Source organism: Paenibacillus sp. LHD-117, from assembly GCF_030929555.1.
Taxonomy (GTDB): domain Bacteria; phylum Bacillota; class Bacilli; order Paenibacillales; family Paenibacillaceae; genus Pristimantibacillus.
On sequence record NZ_JAVFVT010000051.1, the window covers coordinates 1 to 19,139 of the forward strand.

General features: G+C 57.7%; 17 protein-coding genes. 6 read left to right on the forward strand and 11 right to left on the reverse strand.

The window, feature by feature from the left end:
• Positions 1-664 precede the first annotated feature (664 nt).
• From RB620_RS27655 to RB620_RS27695, 9 genes are all read right to left on the reverse strand, one after another.
• Positions 665-1,444, reverse strand: a complete 780-nt coding sequence (locus RB620_RS27655; protein WP_308100064.1) for a DeoR/GlpR family DNA-binding transcription regulator — start codon at positions 1,442-1,444, stop codon at positions 665-667.
• A gap of 165 nt (positions 1,445-1,609) precedes the next feature.
• Complete coding sequence (locus RB620_RS27660) at positions 1,610-2,701, reverse strand: ABC transporter substrate-binding protein (protein ID WP_308100066.1); 1,092 nt, start codon at positions 2,699-2,701, stop codon at positions 1,610-1,612.
• A 122-nt stretch (positions 2,702-2,823) separates the two neighbouring features.
• Positions 2,824-4,116 (reverse strand): amidohydrolase family protein, encoded by a 1,293-nt coding sequence (locus RB620_RS27665; protein WP_308100068.1) that lies wholly within the window; start codon positions 4,114-4,116, stop codon positions 2,824-2,826.
• 4 nt (positions 4,117-4,120) lie between these two features.
• Complete coding sequence (locus RB620_RS27670; protein ID WP_308100070.1) at positions 4,121-4,984, reverse strand: ABC transporter permease; 864 nt, start codon at positions 4,982-4,984, stop codon at positions 4,121-4,123.
• Positions 4,985-5,000: 16 nt separating this feature from the next.
• On the reverse strand, positions 5,001-6,329 hold the full coding sequence (locus tag RB620_RS27675; protein WP_308100072.1) for an FAD-binding oxidoreductase: 1,329 nt from the start codon (positions 6,327-6,329) through the stop codon (positions 5,001-5,003).
• Between the two features lie 16 nt (positions 6,330-6,345).
• The gene (locus tag RB620_RS27680) at positions 6,346-7,086 is read right to left on the reverse strand and encodes an ABC transporter ATP-binding protein (protein ID WP_308100132.1); all 741 of its coding nucleotides are present in this window, start codon (positions 7,084-7,086) and stop codon (positions 6,346-6,348) included.
• A gap of 114 nt (positions 7,087-7,200) precedes the next feature.
• Entirely contained in the window at positions 7,201-8,004 is an 804-nt protein-coding gene (locus RB620_RS27685; RefSeq protein ID WP_308100074.1) for a creatininase family protein, read from the reverse strand.
• A 54-nt stretch (positions 8,005-8,058) separates the two neighbouring features.
• A complete protein-coding gene (locus tag RB620_RS27690; RefSeq protein WP_308100076.1) occupies positions 8,059-9,321 on the reverse strand; it encodes an isochorismatase family protein in 1,263 nt (420 codons plus the stop codon).
• Positions 9,282-11,018, reverse strand: a complete 1,737-nt coding sequence (locus tag RB620_RS27695) for a CocE/NonD family hydrolase (RefSeq protein ID WP_308100078.1) — start codon at positions 11,016-11,018, stop codon at positions 9,282-9,284. The genes RB620_RS27690 and RB620_RS27695 overlap by 40 nt, the downstream gene beginning before the upstream one ends.
• 375 nt (positions 11,019-11,393) lie before the next feature.
• Here RB620_RS27695 and RB620_RS27700 point away from each other — a divergent pair, with 375 nt between their 5' ends.
• Positions 11,394-11,933 (forward strand): hypothetical protein, encoded by a 540-nt coding sequence (locus RB620_RS27700; RefSeq protein ID WP_308100079.1) that lies wholly within the window; start codon positions 11,394-11,396, stop codon positions 11,931-11,933.
• A gap of 74 nt (positions 11,934-12,007) precedes the next feature.
• On the opposite strand, the gene RB620_RS27705 is transcribed toward RB620_RS27700, so the two are convergent.
• Positions 12,008-13,009, reverse strand: coding sequence for a cell wall hydrolase (locus RB620_RS27705; protein WP_308100080.1), 1,002 nt, complete (start codon positions 13,007-13,009; stop codon positions 12,008-12,010).
• 244 nt (positions 13,010-13,253) lie between these two features.
• On the opposite strand from RB620_RS27705, the gene RB620_RS27710 reads away from it, so the two are divergent.
• Positions 13,254-14,879: an S-layer homology domain-containing protein gene (locus RB620_RS27710; protein WP_308100082.1), complete on the forward strand. Its 1,626-nt coding sequence runs from the start codon at positions 13,254-13,256 to the stop codon at positions 14,877-14,879.
• A 105-nt stretch (positions 14,880-14,984) separates the two neighbouring features.
• Here RB620_RS27710 and RB620_RS27715 read toward each other — a convergent pair whose 3' ends face one another.
• Positions 14,985-15,758: a stalk domain-containing protein gene (locus RB620_RS27715; RefSeq protein WP_308100083.1), complete on the reverse strand. Its 774-nt coding sequence runs from the start codon at positions 15,756-15,758 to the stop codon at positions 14,985-14,987.
• 139 nt (positions 15,759-15,897) lie between these two features.
• On the opposite strand from RB620_RS27715, the gene RB620_RS27720 reads away from it, so the two are divergent.
• The 4 genes from RB620_RS27720 (at position 15,898) to RB620_RS27735 (ending at position 19,034) form a co-directional block, all read left to right on the forward strand.
• Entirely contained in the window at positions 15,898-16,392 is a 495-nt protein-coding gene (locus RB620_RS27720) for an RNA polymerase sigma factor (RefSeq protein ID WP_308100085.1), read from the forward strand.
• Positions 16,389-17,093 (forward strand): zf-HC2 domain-containing protein, encoded by a 705-nt coding sequence (locus RB620_RS27725; protein ID WP_308100087.1) that lies wholly within the window; start codon positions 16,389-16,391, stop codon positions 17,091-17,093. Before RB620_RS27720 ends, RB620_RS27725 begins: the two co-directional genes overlap by 4 nt.
• Positions 17,094-17,376: 283 nt before the next feature.
• Positions 17,377-18,279: an ATP-binding cassette domain-containing protein gene (locus RB620_RS27730; protein WP_308100088.1), complete on the forward strand. Its 903-nt coding sequence runs from the start codon at positions 17,377-17,379 to the stop codon at positions 18,277-18,279.
• Positions 18,276-19,034 (forward strand): ABC transporter permease, encoded by a 759-nt coding sequence (locus RB620_RS27735; RefSeq protein WP_308100091.1) that lies wholly within the window; start codon positions 18,276-18,278, stop codon positions 19,032-19,034. Before RB620_RS27730 ends, RB620_RS27735 begins: the two co-directional genes overlap by 4 nt.
• Positions 19,035-19,139: the final 105 nt, after the last annotated feature.

Consider the following 19,139-nt stretch of genomic DNA (forward strand, 5'->3'; position numbering starts at 1 on the left):
TTAGGATCATTCGTGCGAAGCATTAAAACACCGCGCTTTCTATGGAATGGTTTCTACCCTCATTATACCATATTAACGCGGTGATTTATTGAAGTTTTTGTATTTCTCAACAGCCTGATGAAATGCAGGATTGGTTCAAGCTGAACCCATCACCGCTAAAAAAGATGTATGTTTTGCAGGAATAGTAACTTTCGGAGAGGTTTTTTGCTGTGAAGTCGGCGGATCGTCGGCTTACTGGAACGCGAAGTAGGCACGGAGAGCGCGATAGGCCGAGAAAATCGGCTTACTGGTGTGCGGAGCAGGTACGGAGAGCGCGATAGGCCGAGAAAGTCGGCTTACTGGCGCGCGAAGAGGCTCGGCTAACGCGATAGACCGAGAAAGTCGGCTTACTGGTGCGCGGAGTAGGTGTGGAGAGCGCGATAGGCCGGGAAAATCGGCTTACTGGTACGCGAAGAGGGTGCGGCGAGCGCGATAGGCCGAGAAAGTCGGCTTACTGGTGCGCGAAGAGGCGAGGGGAGCGTGATAAGCCGAAGAAAAAAAGCGAGGATACATCCCCGCTTTTTCCGCTTCTTCCCTTCTTGTTTTTATGCTGTTTTACAGTGTAATCCGCTTCATGCAGAAGCTCGCTTCCGCGCCGCGACTCTCTCCCTCCCCGTACGCTCCGCTACCCCTGCAGCGACACGACGTTTAGCGCGTAACCCGAGCTGCGGAAGATGCCGATCTCGTGTTCGTCGAGGCGGTCATCCGTAATAATTTCGTCGAAGGCTTCGAGGTCGGAGAAGATGGCGAGCGAGGTGTAGCTGAACTTGGAGGCGTCCGCGAGCAAAATTCGCGTATTGGCCGCCTTCATGCTGCTCTGCCTCGCGCCCACCAGTACCGGCGACCAGGCCATGGCGCCCTTGTCGTAGGAGACGGCCTCGCAGGTCATGAACGCGATGTCGACCGTGACGGCGTTCATCATGCGCTCCGCGTAGATGCCGTCCATGCTGTACGCCCACTTGCTGACGCGGCCGCCGGTGCAGTACACCTCCATGCTGCCGAACCGCTCTTCGTTCGAGAGCAGCAGCGCGATGTGCAGATCCCGGGTGATGACCTTCAGGTTGCGGAACCGCTCCAACTCGTGGACCATCGCCGCCGTCGTCGTGCCCGCGTCCAGGATGATGCTCATCCCGTCCTGGATATGCCGCGACGCTTCCTTGGCGATCGCGGCTTTCTCGAGCGGATTCTCGCTCGCCCGCTGCTCGTAGCCCGCGCCCATGTAGCGCTTCACCTTCACCGCCCCGCCGTGGGAGCGCTGAATTTTGCCCTCGGACTCCAGCAAGTCCAGATCCCGGCGAATCGTCATCTGCGATACGTTAAACTTCTCGGATAACTCCGTTATCGTCACTTGCTGCTTCAAGTCGAGCAGCTTCATAATTTCATGCCGTCTCGTTCCTACGAGCATAACATTCTCCCCCATGGCAGGAATTCGATCAAAAATAGTACGGATCGGATGCGTTTTTTCCCAATAATAGCATAAAACCTGCCGAGGCGCTCCTATAGGAAAGAAGGATGGCCCATCGGCCACCCTCCCTGCCGCTTGCTGCCCGAATCCGGCGCCGAATGCCGCTTACTTCAGCTTCGCGACTGCCGCTTCCACGAACTGATTTGTGAACGCGACCGCGACGTCCTGGGTTTCCTTCATGACGCCAAGGTCGACAAGCGCGTCGTTCATCTCCTGCCAGCGCTCCGTCGTCATATAACCGACGCCGTGCTCGGCCGCGTCGCCCTCGTACACGAGCGGCTGCAGCGCCTTGGCGCTGTAGGCGAACGCGTCGAGCGGCACCTCCGGATTTTCTTTTTGGATAGCAGGGTTGATCTCCTCGTAGTTGTCCTTGTAATACATCCAGCCTTTGATCGTCGCATCCACGAACGCCTGCACCACGTCCGGATGCTCCTTGATCATCTCTTCCGTCGTCACCATGATGTTGGCGTACGGATCGAAGCCGAAGTCGCCGATCAGCATGCTCTCCGTCTCGAAGCCCTCTTGCGTAAGCGTGTACGGCTCGGAGGTGATGTAGCTTTGCACGACAGAGGTCTCGTTTGCCATGAAGCTGCCGAGCTCGTAGTTGTACTTGAGCTCCCTGGCGTCGGATAGATCGTACGCTTTCTTCAGGTATTCCCAATAAGGCGACCCGCTGCTGACGTAGACATCGCGGCCGTTCAGGTCTTCCATGCCTTTGATGTCTTGGCCTTTATGGAAGGTCAACGATTGCGGACTCTTCTGGAACGTGCCGAGAATCGCGACCAGCGGAATGCCGTTCTCGCGGGCGAGCAGCACGTTGTCGCTCGAGCTCATCGCGAACTGCGCCTTGCCCGTGGCGACAAGCTGTGTGCCGGATACGTTGACGCCCGGCATGATCGTCATGTCGAGCCCGGCTTCCTTGTAGAAGTCCTTCACTAAAGCCGCGTAGTTGCCTCCATGCTCCGACTGCGCGTACCAGTTCGTCACTTGAGTAATTTTCGTCAGCTCCTTGGGTGCTTCCGTCGCGGGAGCGTCCGTCGCTTCCGCGGAAGGAGAAGCCGACGGTGCATCCGTCGCGGCGCCGCCGTTATTGCCGCCCGAGGAACAAGCGGACACGATTGCCATCAGAAAGGTGAGCGCCATTACCGTCATCGAACGTTTTCCCATCCGTCGTTTTACGTTTGTTTGAGTTTGCATGGTTGTTCCCTCCACTATTCTCTATAGGATTGGTTACGCACTCTCTGGTTTCCCTTGCATCCGACATTCTGAATTCGACTACCCTTACGAACTTTCCGTCCAAGCCTCAGACCTCGAGCTTCTTACAGCCAGCTCTCTCTCACTTGCGCGCTTACCCACGATCCGTTCGCCATCACCCATCTGGACGGCGACTCCCAGAGCAACAGCTCCGTCTCCGACATCGCGTCCGTCACGACCAGATTGGCGGGGCCGCCGGCCTTCACGCCATATTCGGCAAGCCCTATCAAGGCCGCCGGCGTCTCGGTGATCATCCTCACGATCCTTCCGGCATCCGCCGGAGCGCCCATGTGGGCGGCATACGCGGCGACGGAACCGATATGAAGCAAGTCGCCCCGGCCGAACGGATGGAACGGATCCTGAATGTTGTCCGAACCCGCGGCCACCTTCACCCCCGCTTCCAGCAGCTCCTTTACGCGCGTCACCCCGCGCCGGAACGGACCGTCGTCTCCCCTCCCTTGCAAATACAAGTTCACCGCGGGAAGCGTCACGGCGCCGACGCCCGCCTCGGCCATGAGCGCCATCAACGGCTCCGCTTCGCGCTTCGGCATGCTGGCGAGCGAGCAGAGATGGCCGGCCGTCACCTTGCCTTGGTAGCCCTCCGCGATGGCCGCCCGGCAGATCGCCTCGATCGTCCGCATCGACGGGTTGTCCGTCTCGTCCGTATGAAGGTCGACCGGGACGCCGAGCTTCGCCGCCTGGCGGAAGAGCAGCTTTACGTCGGACACCGGGTCCTCCCGCAGATGCGGGCAGCCGCCGAGGCCGTCCATGCCTAGGCCGATCAGCTCCTCGCTCAGCTTCGCGGCTTCAGCCGGATGTTCGTCGAAGGCCAGCATCGGGAAAAATTGCAGCTCCACGCGCCCCTTCAGCTCCTCCCGAGCCTCCAGCGCCGCTTCCACCGTGCGCATCATGACCTCCCTGCCGTGCTGCAAAGCGATGTCCAGATGCGACCGCATATACAGCGTCCCATGGCTGAGCCCTAGCAAGGCGGCGCGGACGATTCGCTCCCGGATATGCGCCTTCGAGAAACCGGCGATCTTGCCGCCGTAATTCGCGATCGCCTCCAGCAGCGTGCCGGATTCGTTGCCTACCTCCGGAAGCGTCAGCGCCTTGTCCAGATGCATATGCATGTCGGCAAAACCGGGAAGGGCGATCCGACCTTCTAGGTCAATGGCGGGCGCGACTGCGGAAACATCGACCACCCTCCGGTCCCGGATCGGAATAGCCCCGGCCACCTCCAAAAGCTCCTCCTGAGGACGGACGACGGTCCATCGTCCACCTTCCGAAGCCAGCTCGTAGAGGCCCCCGCCCGACAGGGGCAGCCGCGCGTTGACGAAACGCAATTCCCCCTTCGGCATGCGCTTAGTTCTCCTTGGCCAGCTCGGATTCGTGCCAGGAGCTGAGCAGCCATTTGGAAATTTGATTCACGATGAGGAAGAAAACGATGCCGAGAATGGAAGCCGATAAGCCGCATGCGAACAGATAAGGCGTCCGTAGCCGCGTCGCCGCGACGGTGATGGCGTAGCCGAGTCCGCCGTTCGCGCCGCCGAGGCCGGCCATGTATTCGCCGACGATGGCGCCGATGACGGATAAGGTCGCCGAAATTTTCAGGCCTCCGATAATGTAGGGCAGCGCCGCCGGCAAGCGCAGCCGGATCATCGTCTGGAACGGATTCGCGTTGTAGAGGAAAAACAGGTTTTTCATGTTGTGGTCGGTGCTGTTCAGGCCGATCAGCGTGTTCGACAGCATGGGGAAAAATCCGATAAGGAACGTAATGAAGACGATGGCGTTAATGCCCGCCCCGAACCAAATGACGATGATCGGCGCGATCGCGATGATCGGAATCGTCTGCAGGACGATCGCGTACGGATAGACGCTTCGTTCCACCAGCTTGGAGCTGGCCAGCAGGATCGCCGCCCCGATGCCGATGATGACGCTGAGCAGGAAGCCGATGACCGTCTCGGATGCCGTCGTGATCAGGGCGGCCGATAGGCTGCCCCAATTCTCCGATGCGGCGTTCACGATATCCGACGGCTTCGGCAGCAGGAAGACCGGAACGTCGAATTGGCGGCCGATCAGCTCCCATAGCCCTACGACGATGATGAATGCGGAGACCGGCGGGACCACGCCGGCCAGCTTCGCCTTCCATGCGCCCGGAAACGTCCGCTCGCGCGGCGCCGTATTCTCGGACGCGATGGGACCTGCGCTTGCAATGGTTTTACTCATCTTAGCTCACCTCTTCCTATTCGTGGTCGGCATACAGCTTGCCGGGGTTCAACAGATTAAGCGGGTCGTTAACCCGCTTGCGGGCGACCATGCCCTCGTAGGTGGAGCTCTTCGCGCTCAGCTTCCACGTATGCGGATTGTTTACGGGAACGCCGATCGCTTCCAGGAAGTCTACGATTTCATACAATCGCTCCTCCGTCGTGAATTTGAACAGCGGCAGGTTCGCCGGAGCGGTTCCGCCTTCCACCTTCATCCACTCCATGTGCATGAGCACCTCGTCGCCGAACTTTTCTTTTACCAGCGCGATCTCCCGCTCGTAGTCCGTCAGAGAGAATCTGCATTGCAGATAGGTGTAGTTATCGTCCGCTTTGAGCGCCCAGAGTGTCGTATGATTAAATGTAAAATCCGTAAGGCTTACACCCTTGCGCGTATGCGAATCGTCTTTCGTATAACCGATCTCTCCACCTTCTTCGGAGGCATATTGCCGCAGCGTATCCAGCGACCCTTTCTCCACTTCCAGAAGCACGGCAACCTTGCCTTGCTGGATGTGCTTTGCCAACGGGGCAAAATAGCTCGGCAGCGGCCATTCGTGCAAGCTGATGACCCGCTTCGTCAACGCAGGATCGTCGGCGACCCGGTTCGAGAACCGCATCGCGTCCTCCAGCCTCTCGAATTGGCCGATCGCTTCCTGCCATTCCTTGGCCGGAGCCAGCGGGATGACCACCTCCGCGAGAATGCCGGTCGTGCCGTAGCCGTGGATGTAATCGTTCAGTTCTTCGCCGCGGATGACCAGCCTTCTCGGCTCCTCCTCCATCGTGTACACAACCAGCTCGAGCACGTTGCCGTCCCACAAGCCGCCGTACGTGATGGAGCCGATGCCCCCGGAGCCGCCGCCGATGAACCCGCCGATCGTCGCGATCATGATCGTGCTCGGGTAGATGCGAAGCTCCTGCCCCGTCAAGCGGGCCGCCTTCTCAAGTGCGCCGAGCTTCACCCCCGCCTGGCATCTGGCGTAGCCGTCCCCGATTTCCAGAATCTCGTTGTACCCGGTCAGGTCCAGCACGATGCCACCGTTCAGCGGCACCGCCTGCCCGTAATTGCCCGTTCCGCCTCCCCGCGGCGTAACGGGAATGCGGTTCGCGTAAGCGTAAGCCAGCGTCTGCTTCAAATCGGCTTCCGTCCGGATTCGAACCGCACCTTCCGCAACCTTGTCCTTCAGCTTCGCCTGCAGGAGAGGGGAATACCAATAATAATCCTTGGACAGCTTCTCGATGGCCGTCTTCTCCACGACCGTCTTGCCTTCGCCCAGCAATTCGTCCACTTCGACCTGCCAGCTTGCGCCCATGGCGGCACCTCCGTTCTTAATCATGGCTCAGCGACCTTGATACGGAACCGACCAGCTCGCTGAACCTCGCGGTCGTCCGGTATTGCTCTCCTCTCGGATAAGGCACGTCGATAGGAACGACCGTCGAAATTTTGCCCGGGCGCGGCGTCATGACCGCTACCCGGCTTGACAGGAATACCGCTTCGAACACGTTATGCGTGACGAACAGCACGGTCATGCCCCTCTCTTGCTGCCAGATGGAGAGCAGCTCATCCTGGAGCGTCTGCCGCGTAATTTCGTCGAGCGCCGCGAACGGCTCATCCATCAGCAGCAGCTTGGGCTTCGAGACGAGCGCCCTCGCGATGGAGACGCGCATCTTCATGCCGCCCGACAACATCCGGGGCAACGCCTTCGCGTAATCGCGCAGGCCGACCATCTCCAGCACGCGCTCCGCTTCCTTGCGGCTTTCCTTCTTGGAATCGCCCCGGAGCGAAAGCGGCAGCATAACGTTATCGATGACGGAGCTCCAAGGCAGCAGCGTGTGATCCTGGAACACGAACGAGGTGTTGTTCGCTTTGCGCGCGTCCTTCGGCGAGGCACCTAGAATCGACAGTTCCCCCGACGTATGGCTGCTCAGGCCCGTAATCAGCTTAAAAATGGTCGACTTGCCGCAGCCGGATGGGCCGACGAAGGAGATGAACTCGCCTTCGGCGATGTCGAGATTCACGTCCTGCAGCGCGACCGTCCCGTTCGGATACACCTTGGACAAGGCGCTCATCCGGACGAACGCTTCCTCCTCCGCCTTCCCGGCTCTGCCGCCCGCTCCGATACCCGTGTCTGTACCGGTGTCGATGCTTCCATTCAGAATCGCTTCCATGATCAGCCGCCTCCTTTATTCGCCTTTCGATCTCAAGCTCGTCATGTCGAATCGGACAAGCTCCATGAGCGTCGCCGCCATCGCCTTTCCCCAGCGCTCGTACAAATGCTCGCCCAGCGCCGCCGTCGCCAGCTGCGCATTGCCGCAAATGCCCGAAGCCGACAGATCGTTCATGACCCACGCGAACGCCTTGTTCTTGAACTGCAGATTGGGAGACGCGGGCAACGACGATATTTCGTCCGGCGCTTCATCCATGTCGACCCAATGCTCCCGGGAAGCGAGCACCAGGGAGGTCTCGACTTCGCCGCCGTGAATGTCCAGCGTCGGCTCGTTCGGGATGACCGCCGGATCGACGGACCGGTCGAACTGCACCTGGTAGACCGCAAGTCCCGTCTCGATCCGGATTTCCCGGGCCATCATGTTCAGCAGGTCGACGTTGCCCCCATGCGTATTATAGAAGGCAAGCTTGCGGAAGCCGCTGACCTTGAGACTCTTCGCGATGTCCATTACGACCGCCATGAGGGTGGTCGCCGACAGCGTGATCGTACCGGGATGGCCGAGATGCTCCGTGCTTTTGCCATACGACAGGGCCGGGATCAGCCAAACCGGCGCTCCTTCGGGCAACGCCTCAAAGGCGTAGGTCAGCATTGTTTCGTTAATGAGGGTGTCCGTGTAGACCGGCAAGTGCGGTCCGTGCTGCTCGATTGCCGCGACCGGCAGTACGACGAGCGCGTCCGTCTTATCCAGCTCCGCGACCTGCTTGCGGCTAAGCCGAGGCAGGAAATGGGCATCCCACGCTTTTCCCGTATATCTGTTCACCGTTTATCCCTCCTTCGTCCGGTTCATGAATCGCGCCGCAATGTATGCGGGCGGTTATGGAGATACTTGCTGCCTGGCCGGAGCGAGCGCGAGCAGATCTTCTTCGTCGAGCGAGTCGGTCACCCCCGATTTGATCAGATCGGAGAACTTCTCGTCCGGCACCATCGTCGTCAGCACGTACAGCCTGGAGCCGCCCGTGTTGCGAACCTGGTGAAGCTGGCCCGGGGTGACGATGAAATAGGAGCCTTGCCCGATGGGCATGCTGTCCTCCCCGACCGTGGCGATGCCTTCGCCGTGCAGCACGTAGAAGTATTCGAACGCTTCCGCGTGTTCGTTCGGCGGCGTCTGTCCGCCCACGTCGAAAATCTCGACGACCGACACGAAGGGAACTTGCGTGCCGTCGCACAGCAGCACGAACTTGTTGCTGTCTTTCGGCGAAATGCGGTAAACCGGGCTTTGGTCGAAGCGGCCTGCGTACAATGCGGGCATGGTCATTTGAAGCACCTCCGTGGTATGGTTGGTCCGAATGGACTCGAGAAGCTGAACGGAATCCGATAGAAACCCGTAACATTGCTTAATGTTGTAAAAGGTCGCGTCCGCGCAATACGGCGGCGAGTTCGTCGCGCAGCAGTCGCGCAGCAGGATCGCGTCGTAGCCGGCATGAACGGCGTCTTCGAGCGTCGACATGACGCATTGATCCAGGTTGACGCCCATGAACAGGAGGGTGTCTGCTTTCAGATTGCGCAGGATGCTGTCCATCGGCGTATCCCAGAAGCCGCTCATCCTGTATTTGTCCACGTGGATATCGGCTGGATCCACGACCAGCCCGTCAATGATCGCCGCGCCCCAGCTGCCTTTCTCCAATACCTTGGAGCCGCTGCGCGGCAGCCGATCTCCGAGGCCTTTGCCGGTGCCCGCCCCATTGTACACGTGCAGAATGGAAGGACTGAGGTTCAGCCGATCTTCGCGGTTTCCCCAATTAAGCCAAATGACCGGGACGCCTTCGCGCCTCAGCGCCTCCAGCGCGCGGTTCTGCGCCTCGGCCAATGCCGCCAGCGGAGCGTAATCGCCGCCGATGTAGTCGACCCAGCCGCCCGGCGAGCAGAAGTCGTTCTGCATGTCGACGACGATGACGACCGTTCGGTCCAGGTCGATCACGACGCGCTGGGGTTCGGCTTGCAAGCGGAGGATTCTACCGCCGCCGAGAGCACCGCTACTTCTTGCGCCATTCCCTCTCGCCGGGCGCCGGCCCCTGCTGAGATCGACCTCTTCCTCGTTTACGTACCAGTCGTTTCTGCCATTGCCAAGCTGATGCATTCGGCTTCCACCTCCATCTTCATCAAAGGGAGCTCCAGCACGGAGCCGCCATAATTAACCGAGACGGACGCCATCATGAGCTCTCCGGCATTCGCAAGCCGGGCTTCGCTTGCCGGCCTGCCGTTCGGATGGCAGGCGAAGAGCGGATACGCGCTTCCCGTCAGCTCCAGTCTCAGCCTCTCCCCAGCTTTAAGCTCGATCGCGACGGGTCTCAGCTTCAGCCGCAGCGTCTGCCATTGTCCCCGGTCATCGGCCTCGGCTTCCGTTTCGGCGATGCCCGCCGTCAAGAACAAAGCGCTTCCGTCCAAGCGTACGACGCTTACGATCGCGGCCACGTCCGTCGGCCCCCCGATTGTCTGAACCTGAACTGACAGCCGGATGGCACCGAAGAGGCGAGCATCCTCCTCCATCGCGTCTCCCGTATAGACCAGCTTCTCGTAACGGTCCTGCTCGGTTCGCCGATCCTTCGGCTGGAACCCTTCCAGCTTCATCGGAAACCTGGCATCGTAGACGAATACGTCGGGCCTGACCTGCGCCGCGGCGGGCTGCCGTTCCGTCAGCCTGCCTCCGCCGGATGCGCCGTTCGCCGGCTTCCCCTTGCGATCTAGCCAATACCGCGCCGTTCGTCCCGTGCCGGAAGCAGCCGACAGCTGCCGGTATGTCCGCCAACGCCCGCTCCCTCGCTCGTAACAGGCGACCTCCGGTTCCGCCGGCTTCCCGGGCTGGCGATTCGGATCAAGCCAATAGCGAAACCACGCCGCCTGCTCCACATGAATGTCGCCGTCCGCTTCCTCTCCGTGATCGTGACCGCCTGAATGCCTTCCCCACGGAATGTGGTCCCAGGGGCCGATCATGAGTTTGAAGAACAAGTCGCCGGAACGCTCGATGGCGCTTAACCGCTCATAATCGCTTATCGTTCCGGCCAGGAATACGTCGTACCATCCGCCGATGAGGAAAGCAGGAATCGGATGTTTCAGGAAATTTTGCGTCCAGCTCCTCCGCTCCCAATACGCGTCGTATTCGGCATGCTCCCTCCATTCCCGGAAAGCCGGGAAATACGTCTGCAGAATCGGATGCGAGCCATCCTCCATGACCGGATACAACAATTCGTCGGGCGTGCTCTTGCGAACGAGCGTACAATACGCTTCGGCCTTCGCGTCGCCCGCCCGTCTGGCCTCGTCGCGGGCGAGCTGGAACGCCCAAGGCACATGTTCGCCCGCCGCGAACCGGCCTTGCGGGTAGATCATGCCGTGGTAGACATCCGATCCGCACATGCCGGGCGCGATTGCCTTCAGCGAAGGAGGCGCCTTTGACGCTGCCGCCCATTGGGTGCAGCCCTGGTACGAGAAGCCGTACATCCCCACGTGACCATTCGAGCCCGGCAAAGCGGCCGCCCATTCTACGGCGTCGTAACCGTCATCCGCTTCGCGGACGAAGGGATCGAACTCGCCTTCCGATTCGCCGCGCCCCCTCACGTCCTGAATGACCACGATAAAGCCTTGCTGCGCGTACCATACTGGATGAGCCTGCGTTACGGTAGATGCGAGCGTCTTCCCGTAGGGCTGCCTCATCAGGAGCACCGGATACGCGCCCCCCTGCGACGGTCGGTACACATCCGAGTAAAGTACGGTACCGTCCCGCATCGAACAAGGAATGTCGCGCTCCACTAAACATCCGCCAAACCGAATCGCACCCATACCAGCACCTACTTTATGTTAGTTTATATAACTCTAATTTCCGAATAAATCAAAAAACCTCACACATAACTCCCCATAAACACTTATATCCTGCCGCATATCTCACTCGTAACACTCATAATCACGCAAATGCACCTCAATTATCTGAAAATTCATTATCTTATGTCACTTATTATAACGCGTCTAGTCAGCATGTCAACGAAAAAATGTTCGAATGTGATTATTCGTTGTTCATTTTCGTTAAAAAGCGAACATTCGGGATGTAAGGGTTTGCACAAATGATCATTGTTCGACCATGATCGCGAAACAATGCTGCAACTTCGCATGGCTCTCCTTCGTCAATAGAGTAGTTGCTGCCGGGGAGGTGTTCGGTTCATGAGCAAGCGTATTAGACTCATCTTGGTTGTGCTCATTCTCGGAGTCGCGCTAGGCACGGCCCATCGAGCGGACGCCCTATCTTGCGCTCCGCCCGGGCCTGCGTCCGAGGAGCTGAACGAAAGTGCCGTCGTGTTCAAAGGTACGGCCATCGCCGCCAAGCGCAGCGGCCTGACTGCCTTTCGCGTAGAGAGGGGTTGGAAAGGGATAGAGAGCGGCCGGATCGAGTTGTTCGACAACGGCTGGGATCCTTTTCAGCTGAACAAGGAGTACTTGGTGTTCGGGAGCATGCGGGACGGGGAGCTGAGGATGAATCTGTGCGGGAATACCGGCGTCTGGGACGCGAATCGGGATAAGGCGATGCAACAAGCGGACGTGGAGCCTACGGTGTTCGGGGCCGCTTCTTTGGTTGAGGAAGAACCGGCCCAGCCAAGGAGTTTGAAGCTCGGAATAAGAGAGGCATCGACGATCCTGCTTTTTTCCATCCCTGTGTTAGCCTTAATCGTGTGGATGGCCCGGAGGCGCCGCCGAAGTAGGTAGCCGGCGCGTGCAATTTGATAAAAAAAAAACGCAGAACCGGCAACCGGCTCTGCGTCTTGCTTATATCGATTCGATTATTCCGCGAAATGATGATGCCCGATCTTCGCGACGACGTCCAGGCTGGACCAGAACGATCCTTTGGACACCTTCGGATTAAAGAAATAAACCGCGCCTTTTACGTTGTTCTTGCCGTTGAGCGCGTCCTTAGCGGCGCGCAGCACGCTGGCGTTCGGAGCGGCCTTGTCGAGCAGTCCGTTATGCGCCGGCGGGAACTGTTTGCCGGAGTAGATGACGTCGCGGATGGAATCCGGGAACCTGGCATCCTTCACGCGGTTAAGAATGACGTTGGCGACCGCAAGCTGCCCTTCATAGGACTCGTACCCGGCCTCGACCATCGTGATCTTCGCCAGCAGCGTGTAGTCCTGCTCCGTGTACGGTTTCGCAGGTTTGTCGAAGATGGACGGCATGACGACCCGAAGCGACGTTCCCTCCTTGATGCCGTCGGCAGTTTTCATCTCGTTGCGGACAAGCAGCTCCGCTTGGCTCGTGCCGAATGCTTTGACGATCTCGCCCAGACCGTTCTCCTCCGTCACGACCGCGGGCTGCACCGTCGTCAGCTCGGCCGCTTCCTCTTCCTTGTTCCACTTGACCTTCGCATGCAGCAATTCGGCCACATGGCGCAGCGGAACGTACATTCTTCCGTCCTCGATGAACGGCGCTTCATCCATGACGTATCGGGCTTTATTAAAGTAAACGACCGGCACGCCGTCGCCCAGCACGATCGTATCGCCGAGCGCGGTCTCGATTGTCGTTTCTTCGTTTTTCTTGTCCCAGCCAATTTTCTTCGCCTTGAACAGATCCGCGACGAGCGCCACCGGCACAAACAATCTGCCGTCCAGCATTATCGGCGGTTCGGACAGCTTTACGGCCTCCCCGTCCAGCTTGATGACCGTATCCTGAGCGGCTTTCGCGCCCCATGGCGCGGCCGAAGCCGACATCGGCAAGGCGAGCAGCATCATGGCTGCCACAACGATATGTATCCATCTTTTATATTTTCGTTTGGTTGTTCCGATCATGATTACCTCCTTGCAATCGCTAATGCTGTACTGTGTTACCCCGATCCCCTTTGGCCTCGCCAAATTATAGCACAGCATAAAGCGTTTGCAGGATTAACATTTTTTCAGAATTGGAGCAGGCATGCCTCCCCGCATTGCGCGATCCCTTCGGCAACGATGCGAAACTACCAGTATTTTCGCGATGATTCCTACTAATATCCTTGATATAATTCAAAGGTTGGATTTTTATCGAGGAGGAATGATTATGTATCGACGGACAGGCTTAATGGCTAAACTAACATTCGCCACGATTATTCTAGCGGGTTTGTTCATGCCGAAAGCTTCTTCTGCCTCGAATCTTCCATTCGACGACATTGACGATAGCTATGCTAAACAAGCGATAATAGATTTATACAACAAAAAGATTATAACGGGGACTTCGAGCACGAGCTTCTCCCCAACAAGGTCGATGACGAGGGCCGAATTCATTGCCGTGCTGAATCGACTGCTGAAGCTCGAGCAGGTTTTCAGCCCGGTCTCGCCCTATGCGGATGTTCCGAAGAGCGCCTGGTATTACGGCTGGATTCAGGCAGCCGTTCAGCTTGAGCTGGTAAGCGGGACTTCCGCGACAACCTTCGCTCCGAACAAGCAGATTACGCGGCAGGAAGCCGCCGTTCTTTTAACGAATGCCCTAAAACTGTCGGGGAACACAAACGGCAGCGGCGTCTCATTTAAGGACATAGACGATATAGCCGAATGGGCGCTTGATTCCGTTGCGGAGGTTAACAAGCTTAAGCTTATGGTAGGCGATGATCACAGCCGCTTCCGCCCTTCCGACCCGATCAAACGGCAAGAAGCCGCCATTCTCCTATCGCGCGTTCTGAAGCAGGACGGCTGGGAAGCGGAGCTGAATGCCGCACCTGACGATCGGATCGTGATGGGATGGCAATACGGGCAGACGGTGGACGAATACACGAGCACGATCAAAAAGTCGAACGTGAATACCTTGTCTCCACGTTGGTATTTTGTCGGCAACACGGGCGAAGTCACGGATGTAACCGATAGCTCGCTCGTCACCTGGGCGAAAAAGAATAACAAAAAAGTATGGGCCATGGTCGGCAATCGCTCCAACCAAGAGGCGACCCACGAGCTGCTATCCAGTGCAACGGCCAGGAACAACGCGGTGAATCAATTAGCCGCGAAAGCGAAACAATATGGCGTGGACGGACTTAATCTCGACTTCGAAAATGTCGCTCCCGCCGATCGCGCGTATTTCACAGCCTTTGTGACGGAGCTGGCCGCCAAGCTGCATGCGATGAACAAAACGCTGTCGGTCGATGTCTCTCCCGACCTCGGCACCGACTGGACGGAAGCGTTCGATTATGCCAAGCTCGGCAAGCAAGCGGATTATATAGTGTTGATGGGGTATGACGAGCATTATGGCGGCAGCTTGTATCCGGGGCCCAATGCCTCTCTGCCCTATGTTCGAAGTGCCATAAACACTTTGATGAAGGCCGTCGACCCTGCGAAAATCATTCTTGCGCTGCCTTTCTATAATCGCGACTGGACGCTCAATCCGAACGGAACCGCAGCGTCCTCCTCGTACCTGACATTTACCGAGCAGAACGGGCTGATCGAGAAGCTATCGCTCCGGCCTGTATGGGATGCGGAGTTAGGCCAATATGTGGCCGGTTATACCAAGCAGTCGCTCGTTCACTCCATCTGGATCGAGGACGGCCGGTCCTTGATTGCCAAATACAAGCTTGTCGCAACCAAAGGCTTGGCCGGAATCGCCTATTGGCATATCGGCGGCGAGAGCCCGGATATTTGGCCGAGCATGCGCAATGCCGAGCGTTATTACGATTATCGATTCGAAACGGGTAATTCATAATTATAGTGTGGTTTCACGACAAAAAATCATTCGCTTCTTTTTGAAGAGGCGGATGATTTTTTTCATTGATTCAACAGTGATCGGCAAGATCGCATTGCGCCGATATTATTTTGTCGTTGTAGCGAAACGATGGTCTCCGATAAGAATAAAGCTAGTTGTTTCATATTGATTATCCCAAAATAAGATCGACAGCACATAGATTGAATCCATATCGACTTCTCCGGGTTTGGCGAATGCCATAGGCTCCAATTTTTTCAATTGGCCGCTGCTCTCGTTTTGAAAAACGTAAGAAACAGTATTAATCTTTTCGTCCACACCACCATTTCCATACGCCTCGAATACATCATTTTTGGGATTGCCGAGACCAATATCTCTGTTGGTTCGAAATCGATTCGTCAAGTTATCGCCGGCATCAATGATGAATCCAGCTGCCTTGTTTTCTCTGTAATACACTTCAAGACCTTCATACATGTACCTACCCAAAAATTCATCGTCCGGTTCCCCCAAAATCGCTTCCACTTCTTCCTTTGTCATGCCCAAGGCGAACGTTGCGCCGGTAACGGAATCCTTCACGTGGAGATCTTCCACCGTAAACTCGCCAGGATCGTCGCTGATCCAGATTGTCTCCGTCTCCTCGTCCCAGCCGACTTCCTTGCCCAGCGACTCGCCGACGAACCGAATCGGCACATACGTCGTCCCCTTATACACAAACCCCTGCTTGTCCGGATCCGGCGTTTCCTTTACGCCATTAAACTTATACGTGAGATTTTTAAAAAACACATCGATCCGGGTTGAACCTACAGCCGCATAAGCGGTCGTCGCGCTGAGCATCGCGCAGCATACAAAGCCCGCGACAAACGATTTGAATTGAACGCGCATGGCAAGCCTCCTCAAACCTTGTTATGATGGATAACGATTCACAATCATTCCCATTTTGTCACGGGAGAATAAATTTTTCTATATTAACTTGTAACGAATCCTACCTTAAGCGGTCTAATTGCTGTTAGGACGTGAGAATGTGACCACCGATTTCGAGCAAATCTACGCCGAATACTTCAAGCCCGTATACGCCTTTGCGTTATCGCTAAGCCAAGATGCCGCCGTCGCCGAAGAGATTACGCAGGATACCTTCTTTAAGGCGATGAAGAAGATCGATTCGTTCCGAGGCGAATGCAAAATGAGCGTCTGGCTCTGCCAAATTGCCAAAAACAGCTACTTTTCCTATTTGGACAAGCAGAAGAGGCAGGTGCCGACGATCGATCCGGACTACGCCGGGCAATCCGGCGAAACGTTTGAAGCCGCGCTTGCGGACAAGGAACAGGCGTTCCGCGTCCATCAGGCTTTGCACCGGCTCGGCGAACCGTACAAGGAAGTGTTCACCCTGCGGGTGTTCGGGGAGCTGCCGTTCGCCCAAATTAGCTTGCTGTTCGGGAAAACCGAGAGCTGGGCAAGGGTGACCTTCCATCGCGCCAAACAGCAATTAATCGTCAAGCTTGAGGAGGAACAAACATGAGCACCGCCAAATGCGAAATCATTAAGGATTTATTGCCTCTCTACGTGGACGAGGTGTGCAGCGAGGCAAGCCGGCAGTTCATTGAGGAGCATCTCGCCGAATGCAATAGCTGCCGGCTCGCGCTCGCGGACATCGAAGTCGCGCTGCCGCTGCCCCCGTCGATGCTGGAGGCGAACCGCCGGGAAGGGACGGCCATCCAATCCCTCTCCGCGTTCTGGAGCCGCGCGAAGCTGAGAGCGTTTCTGAAAGGGGCCGTTATCGCGGTTTCCTTATGCACCGTCCTGCTGCTTGGTTACGTCGGTTTGTTCCAATGGAACATCCGCCCCGTCCCTTCTGACGTCATCCAAATCTCGGACGTGTCCCGGCTGTCGGACGGCCGGATCGTCTACCACGTGAAGATTACGGACGGGTATGATCTGAACCAGACCAATTTCGAAACCGACGAATCCGGCAACTTTTACGTCACCCCGGTACGTCCCGTCGTGAAGAAGAAACCGATCACCGAAGTGGGCCTGTTCAATATGTACTACACGTTCGACGAAGCGGAAAACAACGCCTACCAGGCGAACTTTGGCAACGGCAAGGCCATCGAGGCGCTGTACTTCGGAAGCGAGAAGGATCCCGTGCTCGTGTGGAAAAAAGGAATGGAGCTGCCGCCTGCGAGCGTGGAAGTCGAAGCTCATTTCGCGCAGGACCACTAAGTAGGCAATACTAATGAGGGAGCGTGCCATGGCAACGGCAATGGCAATCGTCGCGTAGCGCGGCACGCAATCGAATCGGCAGAGCAAGCGACCGCCATGCGGGGGCTTGCTCTTTTTGAGCTGCACCAGGTTCTGCAGCTTCTGCGCGGTCTTCTACGACACCCATGCGCCGTGTCCCCTTCGCCGCCGGGCGCTCCCAAGATCGGTCCGGAGGCTGAGGTATAATAACCGAGTACTTAATATACTGTTTATATAACATACAATTACTGAGGAGTGATAAAAAATGTCGCGAAACGCAATCGAAGTGCGCAGACTCGGCAAATCGTACAAGGACAAAGCCGTGCTTGACGGTCTTAATCTATCCGTGCCTGCGGGCTCCATCTTCGGGCTGCTCGGCCCGAACGGCGCCGGCAAAACGACGCTCATCCGGATTCTGTCCACGTTGACAGCGCCGGATGAAGGATCGGCAAGCATCGCGGGTTACGACGTCGTCGCCGACAAGAAGGAAGTCAAGCGGTCGATCAGCTTGACCGGACAATTCGCGGCCGTCGACGAGGTGTTGACCGGCGAAGAAAATCTGCGACTGATGTGCCGGTTATCCGGGTTGTCGGCGGCGAAGACGAGCGAACGCACGGCGGAGCTGCTGAAGCAATTCGACCTTGAGACGGCGGCCGGCAAGCGGGCCAAAACCTACTCCGGCGGCATGCGGCGCAGACTAGATCTCGCCCTTAGCCTTGTGGTGAACCGCCCCGTCCTGTTCCTCGACGAACCGACGACGGGCCTCGATACCATCAGCCGCCGCGCCTTGTGGGAGATGATCCAGAAGCTGAAGCAGCAAGGCATGACAATTTTCCTGACGACGCAATATTTGGAGGAAGCCGACGAGCTCGCCGACCTGATCGCCGTCATTCACGGCGGCCGCATCGTCGCCCAAGGCACCCCGGAAGAGCTGAAAGCCCGGGTCGGCGGAGAGGTTATCGAACTGCGGAACGGCCGCGACGAGCTCATCCGGTCGATTCCGACGAGCGGCGGCCTAGCAGACATCCGGCAATCGATGAACGAGCTTGCCGTCCTCTATCCGCCGGACACGAGAATCGGCATTCGCAAGCCGAGCATGGACGACGTGTTCCTCGCTTTAACGCAAGAGCCGTCAACCAAGAAGGAAAAGGAGGTATCCGTTTCATGAGAACCTTGCTAACGACAAACGCCATGTTCATAGGGCGCAGCCTGCGCCACAGCATTCGGAACGTCGAAGCGCTGCTGATGGCCATTATGCTGCCTATATTTCTTATGCTGCTGTTCACGTACGTATTCGGAGGCGCGATCGACTCGGGCGGCGATTACGTCAATTACGTCGTGCCGGGCATTATTTTGTTATGCGCGGGCTTCGGGGCGTCCAGCACGGCGGTCGATGTGGCCACTGACATGACGAACGGCATCATCGACCGATTCCGCACGATGCCGATCCAAGCGACCGGCGTCGTGACGGGCCATGTCGTCGCCAGCTTGGCACGCAACCTGGTGGCCACCTGCGTCGTCATCGGCGTCGCACTTCTTGTCGGCTTCGAGCCGTCCGCCAGCCCCGCGGAATGGCTCGCGGCTTTCGGGCTCATCGCCCTGTTCATCCTCACATTCACTTGGCTATTTGCGGCGATCGGCCTCGTGACGGGCAGCCCTGCTGCGGCGAGCGGCTACGGCTTCGCGCTCCTGTTCCTCCCGTACTTGTCGAGCGCCTTCGTGCCGACGAATACGATGCCCTCTTGGCTGCAGGGCTTCGCGAACCATCAGCCGATCACGCCTGTCATCGAGACGATCCGCGGGCTGCTCTCCGGCACGCCGATCGGCGACACCGGCTGGCAGGCTGCACTCTGGTGTGTCGGCATTCTGGCGGCCGCCATCGTTTGGGGCGCTATCGCTTTCGCTCGGAAATCGCGGCAATAACACGTGCGCAAGCTGAAAGGGACCTGGTCTCCATCGCCGGATGGAAACGAGGTCCCTTTTTTCCGTTCGTACTTTTTCCGTTCGTACTTTTCCCCTTCGTCGCTT